The following is a 23,867-nucleotide window of genomic DNA, read 5'->3' as shown; positions in this document are numbered from 1 at the left end:
GCTTTTTTTATGATGTTTTTCCAAAAAGATCATCTTTTATTTTAGGTAATTGTAAGTGAAATTTTACGGAAATGATTCGAATTAGAACAATTACTAATGCTGAAATTATAAAGATAATATTTTCTGTAACTCCCAAATAACTTAAAGTTAAATAGCTAATACCTCCAGCCAAACACGCAGAAGCATAAATTTCTTTTTCAAAAATCAATGGAATTTTATTTGTCAGTACATCACGTAAAACCCCTCCAAAAACAGCAGAAATCATTCCCATAATTAAAGCTACAATAGGATGTAAATTGTACGCTAAACCTTTTTCTAAACCTAATAAAGTAAAAACACTGATACCAATTGTATCAAATAAGAACATCGTTTTACTTAGATGCGCAATTTTACTTTTAAATAAAAAAGTAACAATAACGGCAATTAATATTGTCCATAAATAATTTAAGTCTCCAATCCAATTTATGGGATGTGCATTGATTAAAACATCCCGTAACATTCCTCCTCCTACTGCAGTTACAAAGGCAATAATAATTACGCCAAATAAATCAAATTTTTTATCTGAAGCTACCAAAGCACCACTTAAAGCAAATGCAAACGTTCCTAGAAGATCTATAACGTAAATTAAACTCATTATACTTCTACTTCAGTAAATTTTATATTTAATTCTTTCTGAATTTCATGAATTCTTTCTAATTCATATGGCAATATAAAAGCTAAAGAAATACCTGTATTTCCTGCTCTAGCAGTTCTACCACTTCTGTGCGTGTAGTACTCTAATTGTTCTGGTAATTGATGATGAATTACAAATTCTAAACCTCTTACATCTATTCCACGTGCAGAAACATCCGTAGAAATTAAATATTGTAAGCTTTCGTTTTTAAAAGCACGCATAACTTTATCGCGTTCTTTTTGTTGCATATCACCTTCTAATGCTGCTGTAGAAAAACCTTCTTCTATTAAGTGATTTGCTAAATTTTGTGCACCTGCTTTTGTTCTACAAAAAATAATTCCGCGTTGTGTTCCTCTTTTCTCTAAAAAGGAAATAATATCACTTGCTTTTTGTTTAATTGTAGTTTTTACATATTGATGTCTGATGTTTGCATTTACCAAAGACTCTCTATTAATTGCTACTCTTGGTGCATTAGCATCCATATAGGTTTTTACAATTTTCTGAATTTCTTCAGGCATCGTTGCAGAAAATAACCACGTATTTCTATCGCTTTTTGAAGTAAATTTTAAGATTCTATTTAAATCTTGTTTAAACCCCATGCTTAACATTTCATCAGCTTCATCTAAAACAACGGTTTTTACATGACTAATATCAATATCTCCACGTTCTATTAAATCAATCAATCTTCCAGGAGTAGCTACAACAATATGTGTTGTTCTTTTTAAGTTTCCAATTTGTCTATCAATTTTTTCTCCACCAAAAACAGCTTCTACAAAAATTTTCTCTTCATTGTATTTTGTAAACTTAAAAAGTTGCTTTTTAATTTGTTGTACTAATTCTCTTGTTGGAGATAAAATTAACGCTTGAATATCATTAGATTTTGCATCTATATGATGTAAAATAGGCAATCCAAAAGCAGCCGTTTTTCCAGTTCCTGTTTGCGCTAAACCAATAAAATCTGTTTTAGATTTCATTAAAATTGGAATTCCTTTTTCTTGAATTTCTGAAGGTGTAGAAATCCCTAATTCTTTAATTGACTTTATATACTCTTTACTGATTCCTAATGCTGAAAATGTTGACATTCTTTCTCTAAATTTAATGCTGCAAAGATACTTTTATTTGTTTGGTTGTAATACTTTTAAAACGTTTTCTCTAATTCTTGTTGGTTTGTACGTTTTTACATCTAACATTCCCCAAATAGTTTTTGCTTTTACAAGTAATTCTTCTCCCTTATAAAATTCCATGTTTCGTTCGGACTTAAATCCTTTGGTTTCACCTACCCATGTTTTAACGATTATTTCATCACCTAATACAGCTTGTCTTAGATAATCAATTTCATGTCTAACAACTACCCAAATATACTGTGGTAAGGGGTTGTCTTTTGTTAGATAAGCCCAATGTTCAAAAGCTACTTTATCCATCCATTGTACATAAACAACATTGTTTACATGGTTTAAATCATCTATATCTTCTGAAGTTACATTAAGCTTAAATTCAAAAATATCTTTCATTCGTATCAATTTTAGCAAACTTAAAAATTTTAATATTTCTATAACAATTATTGAGGTTACATTTTAGATATAACATTAAATATTCAGTTACTTTTGCAGTACTATTATGAACAAATTAGCAAATGACTTAGGCACTGAAAAAATCAGTAAATTATTGATAAAACAAGCTGTTCCTGCCACAATAGGAATTCTTGTGATGTCTTTAAATATGATTGTAGATACCATTTTTGTAGGACAATGGATTGGAGTTCTAGCAATTGCTGCAATAACAGTTGTACTACCTATAGCTTTTTTAATCTCATCAATAGGAATGGGAATTGGAATTGGAGGAAGTTCAATTATTTCAAGAGCATTAGGATCAGGAAATTCTGATAAAGCCTTTCTAACTTTTGGTAACCAAATCTGTTTAACCGTAATTTTAGTAATTCTATTTGTTATTCTTGGAAACTTTTTTAGTGTGCCAATTCTAAATTTATTTGGTGCTAAAGGAGATATATTACCCATTGCCTCAGAATATTTTAATGTAATAATTTATGGAGTTCCTTTTTTAGCTTTTGCTATGATGGGAAATCCTACAATAAGAGCAGAAGGAAAACCCAAATTTGCCATGTATGCAATGATGGTTCCGGCGGTATTAAATGTTTTATTGGATATCTTATTTATTAAGTTTTTTGATTGGGGTATGTATGGTGCTGGATTAGCAACTTCATTGTCTTATGCTAGCTGTGGATTGTATATTTTATATTTCTTTTTATCAAAAAAAAGTGAATTAGAAATTATCCCCAAAAACTTTAAACTTGATTTTAGCATTGTTAAAGAAATTATTGAACTTGGGGGCGTATCTGTTGTAAGACAAGGCGCAATTAGTATTTTAATGATTGTTTTAAATTATTCATTATTTACATACGGCGGAGAAATATCTATAGCAGTATTCGGAATCATTAACAGAGTTATGATGTTTGCATACTCTCCTGTGATGGGAGTTTCTCAGGGATTTTTACCTGTTGCCGGGTATAATATTGGTGCTAAAAAGAATGATAGAGTGAAAGAAACAATTAAAAAATCGATTTATTTTGGCTCTATTTTAGGTACTCTAATTTTTATAGGAGTTTTAATTTTTAAAGAAGAAGTTATTTGGATTTTTACCAACGATGTTACTTTACTTGATAAAACGCCAAATGCAATGTTTATTGTATTTTTAGCAACTCCTATTGTTACCATGCAACTAGTTGGTTCTGCATATTTTCAAGCAGCAGGAAAGGCATTGCCAGCATTATTTTTAACACTTTTAAAACAAGGATTCTTCTTAATTCCATTAGCTTATTTTTTACCGATGTATTTTGGTGTGAATGGGGTTTGGTGGTCTTTTCCGATTGCGGATATTTTATCTACCATTATTACTGTTTGGGTATTAAAACGTGAAGTTGATAAGAATTTAGTTAGCTGTTAGCTGTTAGCTGTTAGCTGTTAGCTGTTAGCTGTTAGCTGTTAGCTGTTAGCTGTTAGCTGTTAGCTGTTAGCAAAAATAAAAAAAACGCTATATACACTTACTTAAACTGACAAATCTTGCACTTTTTGTCTTTGATTTTTTGAACCTCTAAATTATACTTTCACCATTTAAATTTGTGGTTAAAATATCGCTAAAGAGATTAAAAAAAGGGCGTAAAGCTTTGTAACTTTTATCGACTTCTTCTAAGAAATTAGACGATAAAACTTCTGCATCGGTAAATTTTCTAATCGCAATAAATCCTTTTCTACGTAATAAATCAATGTCTTTATGTTCTTTATCAAATCCTCTAGGAGCAGATTTTAATTCAGCACCTTCAAACTTATCTCCAAAATATTTTCTAAAAGTTTTGTCTTCTAAAATTTCGCGAAATTCAGAAGCATCTTGTTCTATTTCTTTACGAATTCGCAATAAATCATCTTTATTTGGTTCCCAAAATCCTCCTGCTAGAAAAGATTCTCCTGGTCTAATTCTTAAATAATATCCTCCACGTAATTCTTTTCCCAACCTTGAAAAAGAACCTGCAAAATGAGGTTGATAAGGTGTTTTATCTTTTGAAAAACGAACATCTCTATAAATTCTAAAAAGTTTAAATCTATCTATTTCATCGTGCTTTTCTAAACCTTCTCTAATTGTTGCATACAATTCTTTTGCATTGTCTTGCGCTTTTTTAAAAGTAGGTTTGGTTTCTGAAAACCAATCTCTGTTATTATTATTCTGTAAATCTTTTAAATATTGAAGACTTGATTTTTGGAATTGCATTTTGATAAATTTTAAAAGTTAAATTTACAAAATAGATTTGTAACTTCGATTTTGATATGCAGCAAAAAAAAAAAGATATTCAGAATAGGTTTGATGGTTTTTTACAAACAAAAAGTTTGTGGAAAAATAATATTGTGCATCATTTACAACAATTTGAAATTGAAGCTAAATCTACAAAAATTGATATTTTAATTGACGAAAAATTACGTTTAGGAAAATATATAGAACGCTTTGTTTCTTTTCAATTAGCTCAAGACAAATCGATAAAAATCATTTCTGAAAATATTCAAATTCAGAAAGACAAAAGGACTTTAGGAGAGTTAGACTGTATTCTTTTAAGAAATCATACTCCAATTCATCTAGAAGTAATTTATAAGTTTTATTTGTATGATGCTTCAGTTGGTAAAAACGAAATTCAACATTTTATTGGACCTAATAGAAAAGATTCTTTGGTAGAAAAATTAGAAAAACTTAAAGAAAAACAGTTGCCACTACTCTACTCTAATGAATGTGATGCGTATTTAAAATCTATCAACTTAAACGCTTCTGAAATAGATCAAGAAGTTTATTTTAAAGCACAATTGTTTGTTCCTTTAAGTAGTAAAAATATTCGGTTAGAAATATTAAATCAAGATTGTATTATAGGTTTTTATATCAATAAAAAAGAGTTAGAACAATTTGAAAATTGTAATTTTTTTATACCCAATAAAAAAGATTGGTTAACAATTCCTTACAAAAACTTAGATTGGTTAAATTTTTATCAATTTCAAGAAAAATCAAATGAATATTTAGAAAGATCATTTTCTCCTTTATGTTGGATAAAGTTTTCTAATGGAGAAATTAAAAAGTTTTTTCTTGTTTGGTGGACATAAAAAAAGGAACTCAAAATATGAGTTCCTTTTACATTTGTACTAAATTAAAATTTAGTTAACTTTTTTAACATCGTCTTTAGAGGCTTTGTTCCAAATTTTGATTTCATCATCTTTAGTAACACCTTCTAAAATCTCTACGTTAACACCATCAGATGTTCCTAATTTTACCGTTTTTTTATCAAATTTTCCTTCTGCATTTTTTACTTCTACATAAGGTTCTTCTGTTTTTTTATCAAATTTTAACAATGCTTCTTTTATAGATAAAACACTGTCTTTTTTCTCTAAAATAATGTCCGCATTTGCACTATAACCAGCTCTAATAAAATATTTATCATCTAGAGAAAGATCTGCTTTAATTGTAAATTGTACAGCTCCTCCTTCTTCTGTTCCTTTAGGTGCAATAAAATTTAATTTTGCGGGAAATTTGATTCCTTCTATAGCTCCTATAGAAACGTCTATATTAGAACCACTTACTAATTTTCCAACTTCAGATTCATCAACTTTTCCTTCAAAAATCATTTTACTCATATCTGCAATAGAAGCAATTGTAGTACCAGCATTAAAGTTGTTAGACTGAATTACTTGATCTCCTTCCTTAACAGGGATTTCTAAAATTGTACCAGACATTTGTGCAATAATATTTGTATTAGCAGATGCACTAGAGCCCGTAGATCCTTTCTTTATAATTTGATAATTATTTTGCGCATTTTTTAAGTCTTGCTTTGCTTGATTGTAGGTTAATTCAACAGCTTCATATTCAGCTCTAGAAATCACTCCTTTTTCAAATAAATTTTTATTTCTTTTGTAAGAAATTTCAGCATTACTTAGACGAATTCTAATATTATCTACAGTTCCTTTTGCACTAATTAAAGATTGCTCATTAGGAACAACTCTTACAGTTGCTATTAAATCACCTTTTTTAACTTTAGCACCTTCTAACAACAAAATTCTATCAATTATACCTGCAATTTGCGGTTTAATTTCAATTTCTTCAAGAGGTGTCACTTTCCCTGTAGCTACTGTTTTCTTTACAATAGTTGTTCTAAAAGGTTTTTCAGTTTCATACTCTACGATACTTTTCTTGTTCTTTTTTCCGAACCAAATTAATGCAGCAATAAAACCTATTGCTATAATAATTAAAATAATTTTTGATCTCTTACTCATGATTTGTTGTTAATTGATGTTATTCTTCTCTTAATGCTTCTATTGGTTTTACTACTGTTGCCATGTGTGCTGGAATTAATCCAATTAAAGTTCCTAACACTATTAAAGTGACAAATGCTATCAAAATAATTGGTATGTTTACTGTTGGGTTTATTAAAGTTGCGTCTTCTCCTTGACCAAAAGCTGTATCAATTAAAAACAAAACAAGACTTCCTAAAATAATTCCTAACATACCTGCAATGGTGGTTAAAAAAACGGATTCTAATATAATTTGCTGTCTGATACTTTTAGGTGTTGCTCCTAAAGCTCTTCTAATTCCTATTTCTTTGGTCCGTTCTTTTACGGTAATTAATAGAATATTACCAATGGCAAAAACACCTGCAATTAAAGTGGCAATACCTACAAACCAAGTTAAAAATTGCATTCCAATTATAAAGCCAGTAATTTTCCCTATTTCTTTACCTAAATTCACACTTCCAAAAGCTCTTTCATCATCTGGATGTACTTTATGAAGACCTTTTAATGTCAGCAAAACATCTTTTTCCATTTGCTCAATATCAGTACCTTCATTAGCCGTAATCATCATCCAATCTACTTTATTTGCAGTATTGTATACTTTTCTGAAAGTAGTAAACGGTATATAAGCACAGTCTCCATCAAAATTTACAGTATTTGAGGGTTTGTAAACACCAATGACTTTGTAACTAATGCTATTAATTTTTATGTATTGTCCAATAGGAAACTCATTTATTTCAAACAATTGCTTGTACATGTCTTCTGAAATAACGGCAACCTTAGCAATTGACAAAATATCATTTTGATTTAGAAAACGCCCATATAACAATTGTTTTTTCTGAATTTGATCTAGTATTGGATAATCTCCACTCACTCTAAAATCACCAGATTTAAAATCTTTTATAATTAAATTATTGGTTTGATTTCTTGGAGCCAATAGTTTGATTTCATCAGAGTATTCCGATTTTAGGACATCAATATCATTCATTGTCAATGTAAATCTTCTACCTTCTTGAAAACCTTTAAAAGGCGTATCAGTAGATTGAGTCCATACAAAAACACTATTGGTTGCAAAATTACCAAACAGTTTATTAAAACTATTTTCTAAACCTCTTGCTGCCCCTAATAAAACCACCAATAAGAAAATTCCCCAAAGAACACCAATTATAGTAATTGCGGTTCTTACTTTATTTTTACGAATGCTTCCGTAAATTTCTTGCCAAGTATCTGAATCGAATAAAAATTTCATAATTAATCTGCTCTTAATGCTTCAATAGGTTTAATATTTGCAGCCCTTTTTGCTGGTAAATATCCTGCAATTAATCCTGATACGATTAATACAAACGTTGCCCCAATTACAATTTCTGAACTAACACTTGGGTCTTTGATAAAATATTTTTCTTCTAAACTATTCCCAATTAAACTTAATATATAAGTTCCTATTGTTAAGCCTACATAACCCGCAATTGTTGTTATTAAAACAGATTCTTGTACTACCATACCCACAATAGAAGATGGTTTTGCTCCTAAAGCTTTTCTAATTCCAAATTCTTTAGTTCTTTCTTTTATCACAAAAATCATAATATTAGAAATCCCTATAATCCCTGCAATTAAAGTTCCAGAGCCAATAAAAGTAATGATAAAAAACAATGCTAACATTACGGTTCCTACAAACTTATTAGCTTCTGCCATATTTCTAACAGAAAGTGCACTTTGATCATCTGGATGAATATTTAATTTTTTACGTAAATCTCGTTCCATTTGATTTCCAAAAGCAATCGCTGCATCGGTGCTTAAGTTGGGATTATACCCTAAAGCTATTTGACTAATATAATCATTATTACCGTACATTGCTTGAGATGTAGATAATGGAATAAAGGCTTTTCTTTCTTCATTATCACCTCCATCATCAGAAAAAATACCGATAATTAAAAAAGAACTTCCGTTTACATTTACTCTTTTTCCTAAAGCAGGTTTTTCTCCAAATAAATCTTTTTTAATTAATCTACCAATAACTATGACTTTAGATTTTGCCTTTAAATCTCTTTCATTTAAATAGCGTCCTTCGTTTATAATTGTTTTTTCTAAGTATTGATGATCTGGATTTACAGCCATTACACTATAAGAACTCGCTTCATTTTTATATTTAATGGTAAAATTCTTATAAATTCTTGAAGACTTATATTGAATTTTATTTTCATATTCATCTGCTATATAATCATAGTCTTTATTTTTAAGCTGAACTCTTCTACCCGTTTGTAAACCCTTATAAGGTTTCGATGTTTTCCAAACACGTACAAACATTGCATTTTGTGCATCATCTGCAAAAGCACCTTTGAAAAAATTACCAAGTCCGTTTGCTACACCAAATAATAAAGTAAAAAGTAATATTGCAAAAGCTACTGTAAAACCAGACATTACAGAACGTAACCTGTTTTTATTAATACTTTGAAATATTTCTCTCCAACGATCTAAATCGAACATAATTAAACGGTTTTAGCTTTTCCTGTGGCTGTTAATTCATCACTAATAATTAATCCATCTTTTAAACGAACCACTCTTTTTGTTTGTTCTGCTACTTCTTCTTCATGTGTAATCACAAAAACAGTCATTCCTTCGTCATTAATATCTTTTAACAAGTCCATCACAGAATCTGTCGTGGTAGAATCTAAGGCTCCTGTTGGCTCATCGGCTAAAACAACTTTTGGTTTGGTAACCAAAGCTCTTGCAATAGCAACTCTTTGTTTTTGACCACCCGAAAGTTCATTTGGTAAATGATTTGCCCAAGGCCCTAACTCTACTTTCTCTAAATATTCTTGCGCTATTTTTAAACGCTCTTTTCTTGCCATTCCTTTATAATATAAAGGTAAAGCAACATTTTCTAAAGCAGTTTTGTATGATATTAAGTTAAATGATTGAAAAACAAAACCTAAAAATTTATTTCTTAAAATAGCGGCTTTTTTTTCATTTAAATCTTTAATTAGTTGTCCATTTAAGTAGTAGTTACCTTCATCATGTACATCTAATAGACCAACAATATTTAAAAGTGTAGATTTTCCAGATCCTGAAGATCCCATAATAGAAACAAATTCTCCTTCTTTTATGTGTAAATCAATTCCTTTTAATACGTGAAGAGAATCTTTTCCTATAGGATAAGATTTATGTAGTTTTTCTATTCTAATCATTTGTTGGTTAGTTTTTTGCTAAATTACTTATAGCTATTAACAGCAATTATTAATTTTTTGTTAAATCAATAAATCAATTACTCACATAAGACGCATGAAATAAAAATATGTTACAAGAAATTTAAAAAAAGATAAAGTATCTTTGTATTTGTAATTCTTTATGCTCTTAAATGATTGATTTTCCTAAGAATAAAAAAATAATTCTCTTTGATGGTATTTGCAATTTATGCAATGATTCTGTTTTAAAAGTTATTAAGTTTGATAAAAAAAATAATTTTGTGTTTGCCCCATTACAATCAAAAACCGGACAAGCAATTACAAAACATTTAAAAATTGATACTTCTAAAATAGATTCTATAATTTTATATGAACCTGGAATTTCCTATGACATAAAATCTACCGCTGCTTTAAAAATTATGAATGATTTTGGTGGATTTTGGTTCTTATCAAAACTCTTCTGGATTTTTCCTGAAACATTTAGAAACTTAATCTATAATTATATTGCTAAAAACCGATACAAATGGTTTGGAAAAAAAGAAAGTTGTATGATACCTACACCAGAATTAAAAGCTAAATTTTTAGATTAAAAAAAATGAAAATACCAAAGCCTATAAAATGTGTCATTTTTGACATGGATGGAGTTATTATAGATTCGGAAGAACTTCATAAGAAGGCTTATTACGATACATTTACCACCATTGGAGTAAATGTTTCAGATGAATTATATCAAACTCTTACAGGGTCTTCTACCATAAATGCTTTTCAGAAATTAGTAGCACATTTTAATTTAAGTATAAACCCAGAAGCATTGGTTTTAGAGAAAAGAAAGCGATATGTAAGTTTCTTTGAAAACGATCCAACTTTACATTTGGTAAAGGGTGTAGAAGAATTGATAAAACATTGTTTTCAAAAAGGACTCACCTTAGTTTTAGCTTCTTCTTCTGCAATGGTAAATATTGATCGAGTTTTTAATAGGTTTGATTTAAATCAATATTTTACAGCAAAAATTAGCGGAGCAGACTTAACTGCTTCGAAACCACATCCTGAAATTTTTGAAAAAGCAGCTATTTTAGGAAATACCTCTAAAGAAAATTGTATCGTAATTGAAGATTCTGACAATGGAATTAAAGCAGCAAATGATGCCAAAATTTTTGTGTTTGGTTACAGAAATCCTTTGGCTGCGGATCAAACTTTAGAAAATGCTAATTTGATAATTGATGATTTTAGCCAATTGAAATCAATCTTATAAAAGTATATAAATACCAATACTACTTTAAATTTTCCAAAATAAAGTCTACAGTTTTATTGCAGTTATTGTTTTCTGCATAAGAATCTGTAATATATTTTGCATTTACGGCGTATTTATGATCAATCATATATTTGATATCATCCACAAATTCTAAAGATACTTTTCCCGTTAGTAATAAACTTAAATCTTTACCTTGTTTATAATAATTGTAAATCTTTTTTAAACCAGACAAGTACAAATAATCTTTAGTAAACCCTCCACCTCTGTGTGCACGAACTGAAATATGAAAAGCTTCTTCCCTACCTAAATCATAAGCATTATGTAGCAATCTAAAAGTTCTTGAAAACGAATATCCTTTTGCCAAACTATCTACAGCTAACACTCTGTATGCTAATTCCTTTAAACGTTTAACAGTTAGGTTTCCAGACATATATTCACTAAACACAGCTAAACCTTCTTGAGTTTCTTCATTATTCGGAAATCCATGAGAAAATATTTTTAAAGGATGTAATAAACCATTCATAGTTGTTACCATATGTACACCAATTTCATGATTTGTCAATACATTAATTTCATTATCTGAAAACACATGATTTTCATTTAGAACCAATGCTTGTATACTATTTGAAACCATTGCTATGGCTCCCATAGCAGATGAGTTTTTTATTTGGTATGTAAAATCGTATTTTTTAGAATATTCTCTAAAAAAGTGGGCAGATTCTTTTGCTGAATACTTAGGTTTAAAAAACTCTGAGTTTTCATCTTCACTATCAAAATGAAGTATAAATTTTGCATTATCAACATCATTTTCTGTAGGTGTTCCAAAAGAGCGCAAACTATTGTAATAGAATTTCTTCCCTTTTCCTACAGTTTCTATACATTGTATTAAACCAGAATAAAAATATATTATATCTTCATAAAAATCTCTTAGCGTTTCATCTTCTATCTTACTTATAGACAGTTTAAAAAATTCTTTATGAAGGTTAAATTTATCAAAATCTCTTTTAGGGTATTCAAACTTTGGGTCTGTTAGATATTTAGAACTAAAAAATTTTTCTTTTTCAGATTCTATATTTATAGGGTTTACATAGTTTAAAAGTTCTATTTCTTTAACTAATAAATCTATCTGTTTATCAATTTCAAAAAGGATTTTATTTTTTACAGTAGCTTCATCCATCATAATTCAAATATCTAAAAAGCGAATTGCAAATTTACAATTTATGCAGTTTATAAAAAGTTTCTGCATGTTTTTTTAACTCCGTTTTTAAGTAATTTTCTACCGAAGAAACTACTTCTGGGAAAAGTATTTGTTCTAATTCATCACAATACACTTTTGCTATTTCTGTTGCTAAAACCAATGTATTCTTAAAATTCTGAGTAATATACTTTAAGAAATATCCGTTACCTTGAAATGTATCATTAATTTTTGCAGTAGATTTAATTCGATTTGGCAAAGGTGTTTTTTCTAAAATTGCACGCCAAGATTCAATTTCATTTCCAAATCTCTTAACATCTACATTTCCTGTACCCAAGTTCCAAGTGGGTACTTCTCTAGTCCAACGCTTACAATTATAAGAATGCATATCATATACTATACAAACTCCAAACTTCTCTTCTAATTTTGCAACAAGAGCGTTTACAACTTTATAGAAATTTTCATGCTTTTCTAAACTCCTATCTTTCTGTTCTTTTGGTAATGGATTTTTCCATAGCTGTTTTCCCCAAGCATCTGTATAAATAGCTGTTTCTGGTGTTCTATTTAAATCATATTCAAAACGAGAATCCATTCCAGCAATTACAATTGGATGTGATTTAACCATCTGTTTGGTTTCTGGGTCTTCTTCAAACCAACGTTCGTATTCTGTATGCAAACAATTATCCCATAATTCTTTTCTAAATTGATGTCCATCATGTACAGCTCCGCAAGCGTAATGTACATATTCATCTATTTTTATAGTAAATGAATAATCTTTAGAAACTGCTTCAAAAATTTCTTCATTCTGGATTTTTTGAATGATTTCTGCTATGGAAAGTCTTAACATTAGCTAATAATTTTCTTTAAAATACTAAAGACTTTCTTCTCTAAAATATCTACAGAACCATCAGCAAAAAAAACATTTTTAATATCTCTTATAAGAGTTTCTTTTTCTTCTTGAGTAAATTTATTTTCAGATATGTACTGCTGTATTTTATTTAAATTCTCTTCATCTGAATCTATAACAACTTCGTTGTGGATTTTATGAAAAGTTTTTTCATCAACTTTAGAAAGAATAAAGTTTTGCTCTTCTTCAGTTTCTAAAAAATTACAGTGTGCTGCATATAAAAGCACATAAGTTTCAAACTCTTTCTTAGTCCAATTTAAATTCATAATTTTATAATTCTATAGGTAAATTCTCTGTACTACCCCATTCTGTCCATGATCCATCATAAACAGCAACCTTTTCTATTCCCGCTAAATCTGCACCTAAAGCTAAGATTGATGCTGTAATTCCTGTTCCGCAAGAAAAAATTAATTCTTTTTTATTTTTAGAAATTTTATCAAAAATTGCTTTTAATGCTTTAGAGGATTTCATTTTTCCATTTTCTTGAATTTCTGAATAAGGCAAACTCACTGAATTAGGAATATGTCCGCTCTTTACTTCTTTTCTTGGTTCTTCATCAATTCCTAAAAAACGTCCTTTAGAACGTGCATCTACAATTAAAATATTCTGATCTTCAATTGCAGTTAAAACATCTTGAGTGAATTTTAGTTTTTTTGGTTTATAATTTACTATAAAATTTCCTTTTTTTAGTTGCTTTTTACAAGGCACTTCTACAGGATATTTTTTTGAATTCCATTTTGGTAAGCCCCCGTCTAAAACCGCAATGTTTTGAAAGCCCATTAACTGAAACATCCACCAAACTCTTGGGGATGCATAAATACCTATATCATCATAACAAACAATAAAAGAATCTTTATTTATGCCTAAATCTTGAGCTTTTTCTTGAAATTCTTTTGGTGATAAAACCGTATTTGGTAAGCTTGTTTCTTTATCAGAAAAAACGTTTTTAATATCAAAAAAAACGGCACCTTTTATTTGTTTCTTTTCTTCTGAAATAGTTGATTTATCGGTAATTTTTGCAATTGTGCAATCTAAAATAATTAGATTTTCACTGTCTAAATTATGATACAAATCATCTACAGAAATAATCGATTTTGTTAACATCCTTTATGCTTCGTCTACAAGTTTTTTTAAACTAGATTTTCTTCTAAATGCGGCATCTTTTTCTAGCACTTTACTTTCCATAAAGTTTACTACTTTTTCTTGAATTCTTGTTTTATAAACCTTGTTCATATATGTAATTCCTCCAGGAGACATTACATTTACTTCTACTAATTTACCGCCAATTACATCAATACCAACAAAGTACAAACCGTCTTTTACTAGTTTAGGACCAATTTTTTCACAAAGTTTCTTTTCCTCTGCTGTTAACTTATGTTTTGCAATTGTACCTCCAGCAGAAACATTAGATCTATGGTCTTTATCTCCTGGAATTCTACGCATTGCTCCAATTGGAATTCCATTTAAAAGAAGTACTCTAACATCACCTTGATCTGCACCTTCTATATATTCTTGTAAAATTACATAATCAGAATTACCGTCTCCTTTATTAATATAAAAATCTAATAATGAATTTATATTTCCCATTGCCGATTTTTCTATTAAAATAACTCCAGAACCACCAAAACCATTCAACGGTTTTAAAATCATTTTATCAGAATTCGATTCTTCAATCATTCTAACCAAATAATCTTTATTTTTTGATACATGAGTAACTGGAATAATTTCATTGTTCGGATCTTCAAAAACTGCGGTGTACAACTTATTATTTGCTTCTCGCATTCCTTGTACCGAATTAATGATAAAAACATCATCTTTTACAGAGTCTAAAAAGTTTAACATTAAAGGATCCAATGGGGGTTCTGCTCTCATAAAAATGACGTCGAAACCAGCTAAAGGGAGCATTTCCTCTCTTGTTGTTGTTTTATTGTAAAAGGTTTTTATATTGCTTGGTATCTTTTCTGATCTATTTAAAATGGTACAAAAAGCATTTGTAACGCTATTTCTAATAGTTAAATTAGAGGGCGTACAAATTGCAACCCCATGACCTCTCTTTGCACATTCGTGAATTAAGGTAAGTGATGTATCATTTTCTGGAGATTTTATGCTTTCCCAAGGATACATTAAGAAACAAACATTCATATTTTTTTTAATTAAATTAGTACTTTATTTTACTTCATCGTAATGATCATCCCAGTTTTTTGGTTTCGGATGATCATGTAACTTACCTACCGATTTTGCTATAAGTGTGGCAACAGTAGCGTCTCCGGTTACGTTAATTACAGTTCTACACATATCTAGAGGTCTATCAACAGCAAAAATTAGTGCCAAACCAATGGCCAATTTATCTGCAGGAAAACCAACAGATTCTAAAACAATTACCAACATTACCATACCAGCACCCGGAACTGCAGCAGAACCTATAGAAGCTAATAAAGCTGTTAAAATAATGGTTAATTGATCTGCAAAAGTTAGATCAAAACCTAAAGCTTGAGCTATAAAAACAGCTGCCACTGCTTGATAAAGAGAGGTTCCGTCCATATTTATGGTTGCACCTACTGGTAAAACAAAACTAGAAACTTCTTTATCTACACCAATATGTTCTTCAACTCTTTCCATAGTTACAGGTAAAGTTGCTGCACTAGAACTTGTTGAAAATGCCAATAATTGTGCAGGACTTAATTGTTTTAAAAACCATAACGGATTCTTTTTCGTAAATACACTAATTAAAATCATATAGAAAACAACCATTATTAATAAACCTCCAACTACTGTAAATGCATATTTTAATAAAGCCAATAATAAATCTGGATCATTAGAAGAAACAACGACATTTGATAATAATGCAAATACAGCAAAAGGTGCAAAAAGCATAATTAAATCAACCATCTTAAGCACAACTTCATTTAAAGAATCAAAGAAATCTTTTAGAGGTTTTGATCTTTTCTCTCCAATCAATAACATAGAAATACCTAAGAAAATAGTAAAGAAAATTACTTGTAACATGGATTTATTGTCACTCATAGCTTTCATTGCATTATCCGGAACCATGTCTACCATAAACTGCAAAGGGCCACTATTTTTTTGTTTAGACGCTTCTGCTATTTTAGATTGCACTCCACCACTATTAGCATACGTTTCTGTAAGTTTTGTAATTGTATCTTCAGAAATACCCTCTCCAGGTTGAACAATATTTACTAACAACAACCCTATGGTAATAGCTATAACTGTTGTTCCAACATATATAGCTATGGTTTTTAAGCCAATATTTTTAAATTTAGAAATATCTTTTAAATCTGATATTCCTTTTACTAATGAAGCTATAATTAATGGAACTGCAATCAGTTTTAATAGTTTTACAAAAATATTTCCAAAAGGGTTTATCCAATTAGAAACAAAGGTTCCTCCTCCATCTACAGCTGTCATTGCCAATCCAAAAAGGATTCCAATAATCATTCCTATTAAAATCTTCCAATGTAATGCTAGTTTTTTCATTTATTAGTTTAAAAATTATTAAGATTTTGAAAGGTAAAAAAAATATTTAAAAATCAAGGTGACTTTATTTGTATATTGTGTCATATTTTTAGAAAAAGAGTATTTTAATTATTAAAAACATAAAAATGGCAGGAATTTTAGATTTATTAAATAGTGATTTAGGAAAACAGATTATTTCAGGAGTTTCTGGTTCAACAGGAAATGATGAGAGCAAAACAAGTAGCGTTTTAACAATGGCTTTGCCTGTCTTAATGAAGTCTATGGAAAGAAATGCTTCTACGGCAGAAGGTGCAGAAGGTTTAATGGGAGCTTTAAATGGTAAACATGATGGAAGTATTTTAGACAACCTAAGTGGATTATTTGGCGGTGGTGTAGATGACAGTGTGAAACAAGATGGGGCTGGAATTTTAAGTCATATTTTAGGAAACAAGCAACAAGGTGTAGAACAAGTTATTAGTCAAAAATCAGGTTTAGATGCTGGTTCTGTTGGTAATATTTTAAAAATTGCAGCACCTATATTAATGGGAGTTTTAGGAAAACAAAAAAAAGAACAAAACGTTAGTAATTCTGGAGATTTAACAGGACTTTTAGGTGGCTTATTAGGAGGAAATGACACTAAAAACGAGCAAAGCTTTTTAGAGAAAATCTTAGATGCAGACGGAGACGGAAGTATCATTGATGATGTTGCAGGAATGGTTTTAGGAGGAGATAAAAAATCTTCGAATGGTGGACTTGGAGGCTTACTAGGAGGACTTTTTGGAAAATAAAATAACACTTTCTTTGAATATAAAAAAAGCTCAAACAAATGTTTGAGCTTTTTTTATTAAACAATTTTTGTTAATCAAATTTATAGGTATTTATCGTAATAACTCTAATTCTTTTCTTTTAGCTTCATCTGTCAAACTTTTCTGACTCCAATACGGCTCATTTATACTTTTTTTCAAACGAGCTTCAGTTATCAATCCGTTGCCATTATCCTCTGTCCATGACAATATTTTATAAGGAAATTCATTTTGAACATCTATAGAAATTTTTCTATCATAATTTAAATATTCAATATTATATTTTATTATTGAGTCTGATGCTGTTTTACTTATTTTAGCTTTAGTTGTTTTTAGTTTCTGATAAGCAAAACGACTGTAAATAGTAGAAAAAATCATATCAACTTCACCTAAAGGAAGCTGTCCTTTTTGTAAACGAATACGTGTCATTAATTCCTCTTCAAGCAGTGCTTTAGGTATTATTATTTCAGTATCTCCATCTGTTTCAAAGTAAGAAAATTGTTTAATTTGATAACCTTTATCATTGAGGTTTAACTGCGTAAAGGTATGTCCACACCATTCTTGAATACTTGTATTAGATTTTAGTGTGTGAGGATAAATTTTAGAATCTATTGGTGTAAACGTAGAAGTTACAATAGAATAGTCATAAATTCCTGTTGTAAATTTTCTAATATTGTTCAACTTCATAACAGATATATGATCACTACCGGCCTTTTGTGGATGATCCAACTTTACTTGTTTGCTTAATGAAAATGGCTCAGTAACAAATACCAATACCACTTCTCCGTTACGGATTTCTCCATATCGAGATTGTTTCAATTCATAGCTATTTAATTCTGCTTTTCCTGAATACCAATAATCTTTAAATTGATGGGTTAGTAGCGATACTTTTCCTTTCTCTTCTTTTACTTTTATTTGATTTACAGTTAACTTCTTCTCTTGTTGACAACCAAAAAGTAAAAAGATTGTTAGAATATAAAATACTTTTAATAATGAATTCATCTATTTCTTAATTAGTTACAACTTACTTTTATAACAAGACTTATAAATATCTTCATAAACTGGTAAAATATTTTCTAAAGAGAACCTTTTGGCTTGTTCTTTCGCATTTTCTTTAAACTGTTCTAAGACTACATCATCTTTTAAAATTGAAATTGCATTTTTTGCCATATCCTTTACATCCCCTAAATTACTTAAATATCCTGTAACTCCATGAATATTTACTTCTGGAAGACCTCCAGTATTTGTAGATATTACTGCATTTTTTGCTGCCATCGCTTCTAGTGCTGCCAAACCAAAACTCTCTGTTTGTGATGGTAGTATAAACATATCAGAATAACATAATATTTTAGCTACTTCAGAACTATTACCTAAAAAAATAACATCCTCTGAAATGTTTAATTTGTTCGTTAAGTTTTCAGCTTTTATTCGGTCAGGACCTTCACCTATTAATAATAATTTCGAAGGGATTTCTTTTCGAACTTCATTAAAAATTTTAATAACATCTTCTACTCTTTTTACTGGTCTAAAATTACTGATATGTGTTAGAATTCTTTCATGCGGTTTTGCAATTGCAATTCTGTTACACTCTTCATTTTCAGCACTTGCATATTTTTCTACATCAATAAAATTATAAATGACTTTAATATCTTTAGTGATGTTAAATAATTTATTAGTGGTTTCCTTTAAATTATTGGAAACAGAGGTTACTACATCAGAATTATTAATACTAAATTCTACGGCTGTTTTGTATGTTGGATGACTTCCTACAAGTGTAATATCTGTTCCATGTAAAGTGGTTACTACTTTTACATAAATACCTTTTTCTTTCAACATTTGCTTTGCCATATAAGCAGCATAAGCGTGCGGAATCGCATAATGTACATGCAATACTTCTAGTTGATGCTTTTCTACAACTTCAACCATTTTACTAGATAAGGCTAATTCATAAGGCTGATATTGAAATAAAGGATATTCTTCTATAAGTACTTGATGAAAGTGTAAATTATGTGAAATAAAATCTAAACGAACAGGTTGATTGTAAGTAATAAAATGCACTTCATGTCCTTTATCGGCCAAAGCCATTCCTAATTCTGTAGCTACTACTCCACTTCCTCCAAATGTTGGGTAACAAACAATTCCAATTTTCATATACGATTAAAAGATTAAATATTTAAAATCCGTAAAACTTTAACTTCTTAGTTGTAAAGGTAAAGGTATTCTTACACTAGAAATCAAAATAAAAACATAAAAAAACCTACAATTTTCATTGTAGGTTGTAATATTCATAAAATACCAAAACAAGTTTAGTATTAATAATCTCCTAAAGTAGCAGGGTTTTGCGCCAATGCATTTTCTAACTGCTCATCACTTGGTGCTTTACCGTGCCATGCATGTGTATGCATCATAAAATCTACTCCATTCCCCATTTCTGTATGTAATAAAATACAAACTGGTTTTCCTTTTCCTGTTAATGATTTTGCAGTTGCTAATCCTGATAAAATAGCTTCAATATCATTTCCTTTTTCAATATCTAAAACATCCCAACCAAAAGCTTCAAATTTAGCTCTAATACTTCCCATAGCTAAAACTTCGTCGGTAGATCCATCAATTTGTTTTCCATTTAAATCGATTGTACAAATAATATTATCTACTTTTTTGGCAGAAGCATACATAATTGCCTCCCAGTTTTGACCTTCTTGCAATTCACCATCACCATGTAAAGTATAGATTATCTTATCATCACCGTTTAATTTTTTAGCTTGTGCAGCTCCTAAACCAACAGACATTCCTTGACCTAAAGAACCCGATGCAATTCTAACTCCAGGTAAACCTTCATGAGTTGTAGGATGTCCTTGTAAACGAGAATTTAACAATCTAAATGTTGATAATTCTTCAACAGGGAAAAATCCGCTGTGTGCCAAAACACTATAAAATACGGGAGAAATATGTCCATTTGAAAGAAAAAACAAATCTTCATTCTTTCCATCCATTGTAAAATCTGTAGAATAATCCATTACTTCTTGATATAAACAAGTAATAAATTCTGCACATCCTAACGATCCTCCAGGGTGACCAGAGTTTACTTTATGAACCATGCGTAATATATCTCTACGTACTTGTTGCGTAAAATCTTGTAATTGTTGTGTTGTTGGCATTTTGTTATTTTAATTTGTTGACAAAAGTAATTTTTTTAATAGCAATTAACAAGATTATTTATGAGCAAAAAAAAGCTTTATTAACAATTAAAATTAGATTTCTCATAAAAAGCTTTCTTTTTCACTTTCTTTTATTTTAGATTGGTAAGTACAATTAAAAGATAAAAACTTCTATTTGATGAATTCAAAATTATGTTTTTTGTTTCTTCTTTTTTGCTGCTGGAAACAACACATTGTTTAATATTAAGCGATAGCCTGGTGAAGTAGGATGTAGATCTAACTCTGTTTTAGGATCCCCTACTCTATGTGTATAATCTTCCGGATCATGACCACCATAAAAAGTAAACATTCCTTTTCCTTTGGTTCCATGAATATAACGTGCTTCTCTATTGGTTTTGTTTTCTGCTAAAACCAGTACATTGGATTTTATTGTATTTCTATCAAAAGAAGTAGTTTGTCCCATAAACCCTTTTACCAAAGTTGTATGATTTTGAGTTAACATTGTTGGCACAGGGTCCCATTTTGCAGAAAACTCTCCCAAAGAAAAATAATCTGAAGTTTTTGGAATTCTACGTTTTCTAGTCATATCAATAGAAGAAAATTCATATGTAGTTGGACTTCTTACTAGTTCAAAATCTTTAAAGGCAAAAGTTTTATTAAAATTTATTTTAGATTGATAATTAGGTTCTGAAGCATCACCATCAAACATTGCTTCGGCAATATCTATTCCTTCAGCAGACAGTGCAATATCAAAACTATCCGTTGCAGAACACATGGCAAACATAAATCCACCACCAATTACATAATCTCTTATTTTTTTTGCAACTGCCAATTTTTCTTCAGAAACCTTAGAAAAGCCAAGTACTGTAGCTAATTTTTCTGCTCTTTTTTTTCCTTCTATATACCATGGAGCTGTTCTAAATGCTCCATAAAACTTCCCATATTGCCCCGTAAAATCTTCGTGGTGTAAATGCAGCCACTCATATAAAAGAAGTTTATCTGCTAATACTTCTTTATCATAGATAACATCAAAAGGAATTTCTGCATAAGTTAAGACCATAGTAACGGCATCATCCCAAGGCATTTTATCTTTTGGAGAATACACAGCAATTTTTGGCGCTTTCTCTAAAGTAACCGCATCTTGATTTGACGAAGGTGATGCTATTTCTTGTAAAATAAGTTGAGCTTTCGCATCTGAAATTACTTGATAAGAAACTCCACGAATTTTACATTCATTTTCTACAATTTTATTGTTTTCAATAAGAAATGCACCTCCATCATAATTTAGTAACCATTTTGATTTTAAACCGACTTCTAAAGAATAATAAACTATTCCGTAAGCTTTTAAATGATTTTTCTGATTGTCATGATTCATTGGGACATAAATAAAAGATGCACAGATTGAATTTGTGAAAAATATAATTGAAATCAGTAAAAAAACTTTTCTAAACATTTTTTTTATTTTTTTTCGTCCATGTTTTTATCTTTTCATCTAAAAAACTAAAACCAAATACATTGCAAATAAAGCCAATTGGCATTCCTACAATCGTTTTTAGAAACACTTTAGGGTTTCTTTGATAATCCTTTTTATATCCAAAATAAAAAATAGATAGATATATCAACAAAACAAGTATACCAAAAAGAAATTCCATCTATTAATTATTTATTTCTAAAAAACTAAAATACACAATTACGATGAAGCAATTGTGTATTTCTGTGATTTTATAAATATTTTAATCTTAAAAAGGAACATCATCATCACCTCCAAAAGCATCTTTTGGATCTATTCCTCCTTGACCAGCAAAAGGATCTTCAGGGAAATCTGCATTCATAGAAGATTGGAACTCTGAACTAAAACCTTCTTCTAAATCAGAAAATTTTGCTAAATGCCCTGTAAATTTCAAACGAATATTATCCAATCCACCATTTCTATGTTTTGCAACAATAAATTCACCTTGGCCTTCACATGGTGTATGTTCATCATCATCCCATTCTGTCATTCCATAATATTCTGGACGGAAAATAAACGATACAATATCTGCATCTTGTTCAATGGCTCCAGATTCACGTAAATCAGATAATAAAGGTCTTTTAGATCCTCCACGAGTTTCTACGGCACGAGATAATTGTGAAAGTGCAATTACAGGAACTTCTAATTCTTTTGCTAATGCTTTTAAGTTTCGAGAAATCATAGAGATTTCTTGTTCTCGATTTCCACCAGCCTTACCACCTGCTGTCATCAATTGTAAATAATCAATTACAATAATTCTAACATTATGTTGAGAAACCAATCTTCTTGCTTTTGCTCGTAAATCGAAAATAGAAAGTGAAGGAGTGTCATCAATAAAAATAGGTGCATCAGATAATTTCTTAACTTTTACATTTAATTGTTCCCATTCATGGGGTTCTAAATTTCCTTTTCTTAATTTTTCTGAAGTTAATCCAGTTTCAGAAGAAATCATACGTGTAATTAGCTGAACGGAAGACATCTCTAATGAAAACACAGCAACACCATGATTAAAATCAATTGCCATATTTTTTGCCATAGAAATCACAAAGGCTGTTTTACCCATACCAGGACGTGCTGCAATAATCACTAAATCGGATGGCTGCCAACCAGAAGTTAAAGCATCTAATTTGGTAAAACCTGTTTGTAAACCAGACATTCCTTCTTGATTCCCAATTTCTTGTATCTTTTTTAAGGCTTGTTTTACCAAAGACCCAGCATCTTCTGAACTCTTCTTTAAATTCCCTTGAGTAACTTCAAAAAGTTTTGCCTCTGCATCGTCTAGTAAATCAAAAACGTCAGTACCCTCATCATAGGCATTTTCTATAATTTCTGATGAAATTGAAATCAACTTACGTTGGATATATTTTTGTAAAATAATTCTAGCATGAAACTCAATATGTGCAGAAGAAGCTACTTTTTGAGTCAAACGAATTAAAAAGAAATCTCCCCCTACAAATTCTAATTTTCCGTTCTTTTTTAACAAATTAGAAACCGTTAAAAGGTCAATTGGTTCTGAATTTTGAAATAATTCATAAATTGCTGCATAAATTTCTTGATGTTTTTGATCATAAAAAGCATCAGAACTTAAAATATCAATTACATCATCAATTCCTTTTTTATCAATCATCATTGCACCCAATACAGCTTCTTCTAATTCTACTGCTTGTGGTGGAATTTTCCCTTTTTCAAGACTAATTAATCTTGATTTATCTATCTTTTTACCTGCTAAAGTAGTCGTTTTTTCCATGAACACAAATGTACTTTTTTAGGTTGAAAGCTCTTTCTAAAATACAACTTTAATTTGTAAACATTTATTGTAAACAAAAATGTTATTATCTTGTTAATAACCAGTCAACTTCCAAAATGAAATGTTATTTTTACC

The 23,867-nt window shown here is 29.7% G+C and carries 24 protein-coding genes; 5 read left to right on the top strand and 19 right to left on the bottom strand.

Annotation, left to right across the window (positions count from 1 at the left end; genetic code table 11):
• Positions 1–7: 7 nt before the first annotated feature.
• Genes MC378_RS03135 through MC378_RS03125 form a run of 3 tightly spaced genes read right to left on the bottom strand, consistent with a single transcriptional unit; the run spans position 8 to position 2,184 of the window.
• A complete protein-coding gene (locus MC378_RS03135) occupies positions 8–634 on the bottom strand; it encodes a trimeric intracellular cation channel family protein (protein ID WP_242177258.1) in 627 nt (208 codons plus the stop codon).
• Complete coding sequence (locus tag MC378_RS03130) at positions 634–1,755, bottom strand: DEAD/DEAH box helicase (protein ID WP_242177257.1); 1,122 nt, start codon at positions 1,753–1,755, stop codon at positions 634–636. The genes MC378_RS03135 and MC378_RS03130 overlap by 1 nt, the downstream gene beginning before the upstream one ends.
• A gap of 33 nt (positions 1,756–1,788) precedes the next feature.
• Entirely contained in the window at positions 1,789–2,184 is a 396-nt protein-coding gene (locus tag MC378_RS03125; RefSeq protein ID WP_242177256.1) for an acyl-CoA thioesterase, read from the bottom strand.
• Between the two features lie 106 nt (positions 2,185–2,290).
• Here MC378_RS03125 and MC378_RS03120 point away from each other — a divergent pair, with 106 nt between their 5' ends.
• The gene (locus MC378_RS03120) at positions 2,291–3,634 is read left to right on the top strand and encodes an MATE family efflux transporter (protein ID WP_242177255.1); all 1,344 of its coding nucleotides are present in this window, start codon (positions 2,291–2,293) and stop codon (positions 3,632–3,634) included.
• A 147-nt stretch (positions 3,635–3,781) separates the two neighbouring features.
• On the opposite strand, the gene MC378_RS03115 is transcribed toward MC378_RS03120, so the two are convergent.
• Positions 3,782–4,453, bottom strand: coding sequence for a DUF2461 domain-containing protein (locus MC378_RS03115; RefSeq protein WP_242177254.1), 672 nt, complete (start codon positions 4,451–4,453; stop codon positions 3,782–3,784).
• 56 nt (positions 4,454–4,509) lie between these two features.
• Here MC378_RS03115 and MC378_RS03110 point away from each other — a divergent pair, with 56 nt between their 5' ends.
• The gene (locus MC378_RS03110) at positions 4,510–5,325 is read left to right on the top strand and encodes a DUF1853 family protein (RefSeq protein ID WP_242177253.1); all 816 of its coding nucleotides are present in this window, start codon (positions 4,510–4,512) and stop codon (positions 5,323–5,325) included.
• A gap of 51 nt (positions 5,326–5,376) precedes the next feature.
• On the opposite strand, the gene MC378_RS03105 is transcribed toward MC378_RS03110, so the two are convergent.
• From MC378_RS03105 to MC378_RS03090, 4 genes are read right to left on the bottom strand one after another with little or no spacing between them, the layout of a single operon-like run.
• A complete protein-coding gene (locus MC378_RS03105; protein WP_242177252.1) occupies positions 5,377–6,489 on the bottom strand; it encodes an efflux RND transporter periplasmic adaptor subunit in 1,113 nt (370 codons plus the stop codon).
• Between the two features lie 19 nt (positions 6,490–6,508).
• The gene (locus MC378_RS03100; RefSeq protein ID WP_242177251.1) at positions 6,509–7,753 is read right to left on the bottom strand and encodes an ABC transporter permease; all 1,245 of its coding nucleotides are present in this window, start codon (positions 7,751–7,753) and stop codon (positions 6,509–6,511) included.
• A 2-nt stretch (positions 7,754–7,755) separates the two neighbouring features.
• Entirely contained in the window at positions 7,756–8,988 is a 1,233-nt protein-coding gene (locus MC378_RS03095) for an ABC transporter permease (protein ID WP_242177250.1), read from the bottom strand.
• Between the two features lie 2 nt (positions 8,989–8,990).
• Positions 8,991–9,689 carry an ABC transporter ATP-binding protein gene (locus MC378_RS03090; RefSeq protein ID WP_242177249.1) on the bottom strand — a complete coding sequence of 233 codons (699 nt, stop codon included), beginning with the start codon at positions 9,687–9,689 and terminating at the stop codon, positions 8,991–8,993.
• A gap of 170 nt (positions 9,690–9,859) precedes the next feature.
• Between MC378_RS03090 and MC378_RS03085 the strand changes: the two genes are divergently transcribed.
• Together MC378_RS03085 and MC378_RS03080 are read left to right on the top strand one after the other, a co-directional pair.
• Complete coding sequence (locus MC378_RS03085; RefSeq protein ID WP_242177248.1) at positions 9,860–10,276, top strand: thiol-disulfide oxidoreductase DCC family protein; 417 nt, start codon at positions 9,860–9,862, stop codon at positions 10,274–10,276.
• A 5-nt stretch (positions 10,277–10,281) separates the two neighbouring features.
• Entirely contained in the window at positions 10,282–10,938 is a 657-nt protein-coding gene (locus tag MC378_RS03080; protein ID WP_242177247.1) for an HAD family hydrolase, read from the top strand.
• Between the two features lie 19 nt (positions 10,939–10,957).
• Here the strand turns inward: MC378_RS03080 and MC378_RS03075 are convergent, their stop codons facing one another.
• The 6 genes from MC378_RS03075 to MC378_RS03050 are packed head-to-tail and all read right to left on the bottom strand — an operon-like array spanning position 10,958 to position 16,535.
• On the bottom strand, positions 10,958–12,115 hold the full coding sequence (locus MC378_RS03075) for a peptidase MATCAP family protein (protein WP_420850998.1): 1,158 nt from the start codon (positions 12,113–12,115) through the stop codon (positions 10,958–10,960).
• 34 nt (positions 12,116–12,149) lie between these two features.
• Positions 12,150–12,980: an N-formylglutamate amidohydrolase gene (locus MC378_RS03070; RefSeq protein WP_242177245.1), complete on the bottom strand. Its 831-nt coding sequence runs from the start codon at positions 12,978–12,980 to the stop codon at positions 12,150–12,152.
• Positions 12,980–13,306 carry a hypothetical protein gene (locus tag MC378_RS03065; RefSeq protein ID WP_242177244.1) on the bottom strand — a complete coding sequence of 109 codons (327 nt, stop codon included), beginning with the start codon at positions 13,304–13,306 and terminating at the stop codon, positions 12,980–12,982. Before MC378_RS03065 ends, MC378_RS03070 begins: the two co-directional genes overlap by 1 nt.
• A gap of 4 nt (positions 13,307–13,310) precedes the next feature.
• On the bottom strand, positions 13,311–14,144 hold the full coding sequence (locus MC378_RS03060; RefSeq protein ID WP_242177243.1) for a sulfurtransferase: 834 nt from the start codon (positions 14,142–14,144) through the stop codon (positions 13,311–13,313).
• A 3-nt stretch (positions 14,145–14,147) separates the two neighbouring features.
• Positions 14,148–15,182 carry a glutathione synthase gene (gshB, locus tag MC378_RS03055; protein WP_242177242.1) on the bottom strand — a complete coding sequence of 345 codons (1,035 nt, stop codon included), beginning with the start codon at positions 15,180–15,182 and terminating at the stop codon, positions 14,148–14,150.
• Between the two features lie 24 nt (positions 15,183–15,206).
• Positions 15,207–16,535: a dicarboxylate/amino acid:cation symporter gene (locus MC378_RS03050; protein ID WP_242177241.1), complete on the bottom strand. Its 1,329-nt coding sequence runs from the start codon at positions 16,533–16,535 to the stop codon at positions 15,207–15,209.
• Between the two features lie 125 nt (positions 16,536–16,660).
• Here MC378_RS03050 and MC378_RS03045 point away from each other — a divergent pair, with 125 nt between their 5' ends.
• Positions 16,661–17,302 carry a DUF937 domain-containing protein gene (locus tag MC378_RS03045; protein ID WP_242177240.1) on the top strand — a complete coding sequence of 214 codons (642 nt, stop codon included), beginning with the start codon at positions 16,661–16,663 and terminating at the stop codon, positions 17,300–17,302.
• Positions 17,303–17,392: 90 nt separating this feature from the next.
• Here MC378_RS03045 and MC378_RS03040 read toward each other — a convergent pair whose 3' ends face one another.
• From MC378_RS03040 to dnaB, 5 genes are all read right to left on the bottom strand, one after another.
• Complete coding sequence (locus tag MC378_RS03040) at positions 17,393–18,319, bottom strand: septum formation inhibitor Maf (protein WP_242177239.1); 927 nt, start codon at positions 18,317–18,319, stop codon at positions 17,393–17,395.
• 15 nt (positions 18,320–18,334) lie between these two features.
• Positions 18,335–19,468 carry an N-acetyl-alpha-D-glucosaminyl L-malate synthase BshA gene (gene bshA, locus MC378_RS03035; protein WP_242177238.1) on the bottom strand — a complete coding sequence of 378 codons (1,134 nt, stop codon included), beginning with the start codon at positions 19,466–19,468 and terminating at the stop codon, positions 18,335–18,337.
• A 161-nt stretch (positions 19,469–19,629) separates the two neighbouring features.
• On the bottom strand, positions 19,630–20,475 hold the full coding sequence (locus MC378_RS03030; RefSeq protein WP_242177237.1) for a transketolase: 846 nt from the start codon (positions 20,473–20,475) through the stop codon (positions 19,630–19,632).
• A gap of 190 nt (positions 20,476–20,665) precedes the next feature.
• Positions 20,666–21,850: an asparagine synthetase B gene (locus MC378_RS03025; protein ID WP_242177291.1), complete on the bottom strand. Its 1,185-nt coding sequence runs from the start codon at positions 21,848–21,850 to the stop codon at positions 20,666–20,668.
• A gap of 364 nt (positions 21,851–22,214) precedes the next feature.
• On the bottom strand, positions 22,215–23,732 hold the full coding sequence (gene dnaB / locus MC378_RS03020) for a replicative DNA helicase (RefSeq protein ID WP_242177236.1): 1,518 nt from the start codon (positions 23,730–23,732) through the stop codon (positions 22,215–22,217).
• Between the last annotated feature and the right edge of the window lie 135 nt (positions 23,733–23,867).

The organism is Polaribacter marinus, assembly GCF_022662535.1.
Taxonomy (GTDB): Bacteria; Bacteroidota; Bacteroidia; order Flavobacteriales; family Flavobacteriaceae; genus Polaribacter; species Polaribacter marinus.
This window is presented reverse-complemented; position numbering and strand designations above follow the sequence as displayed.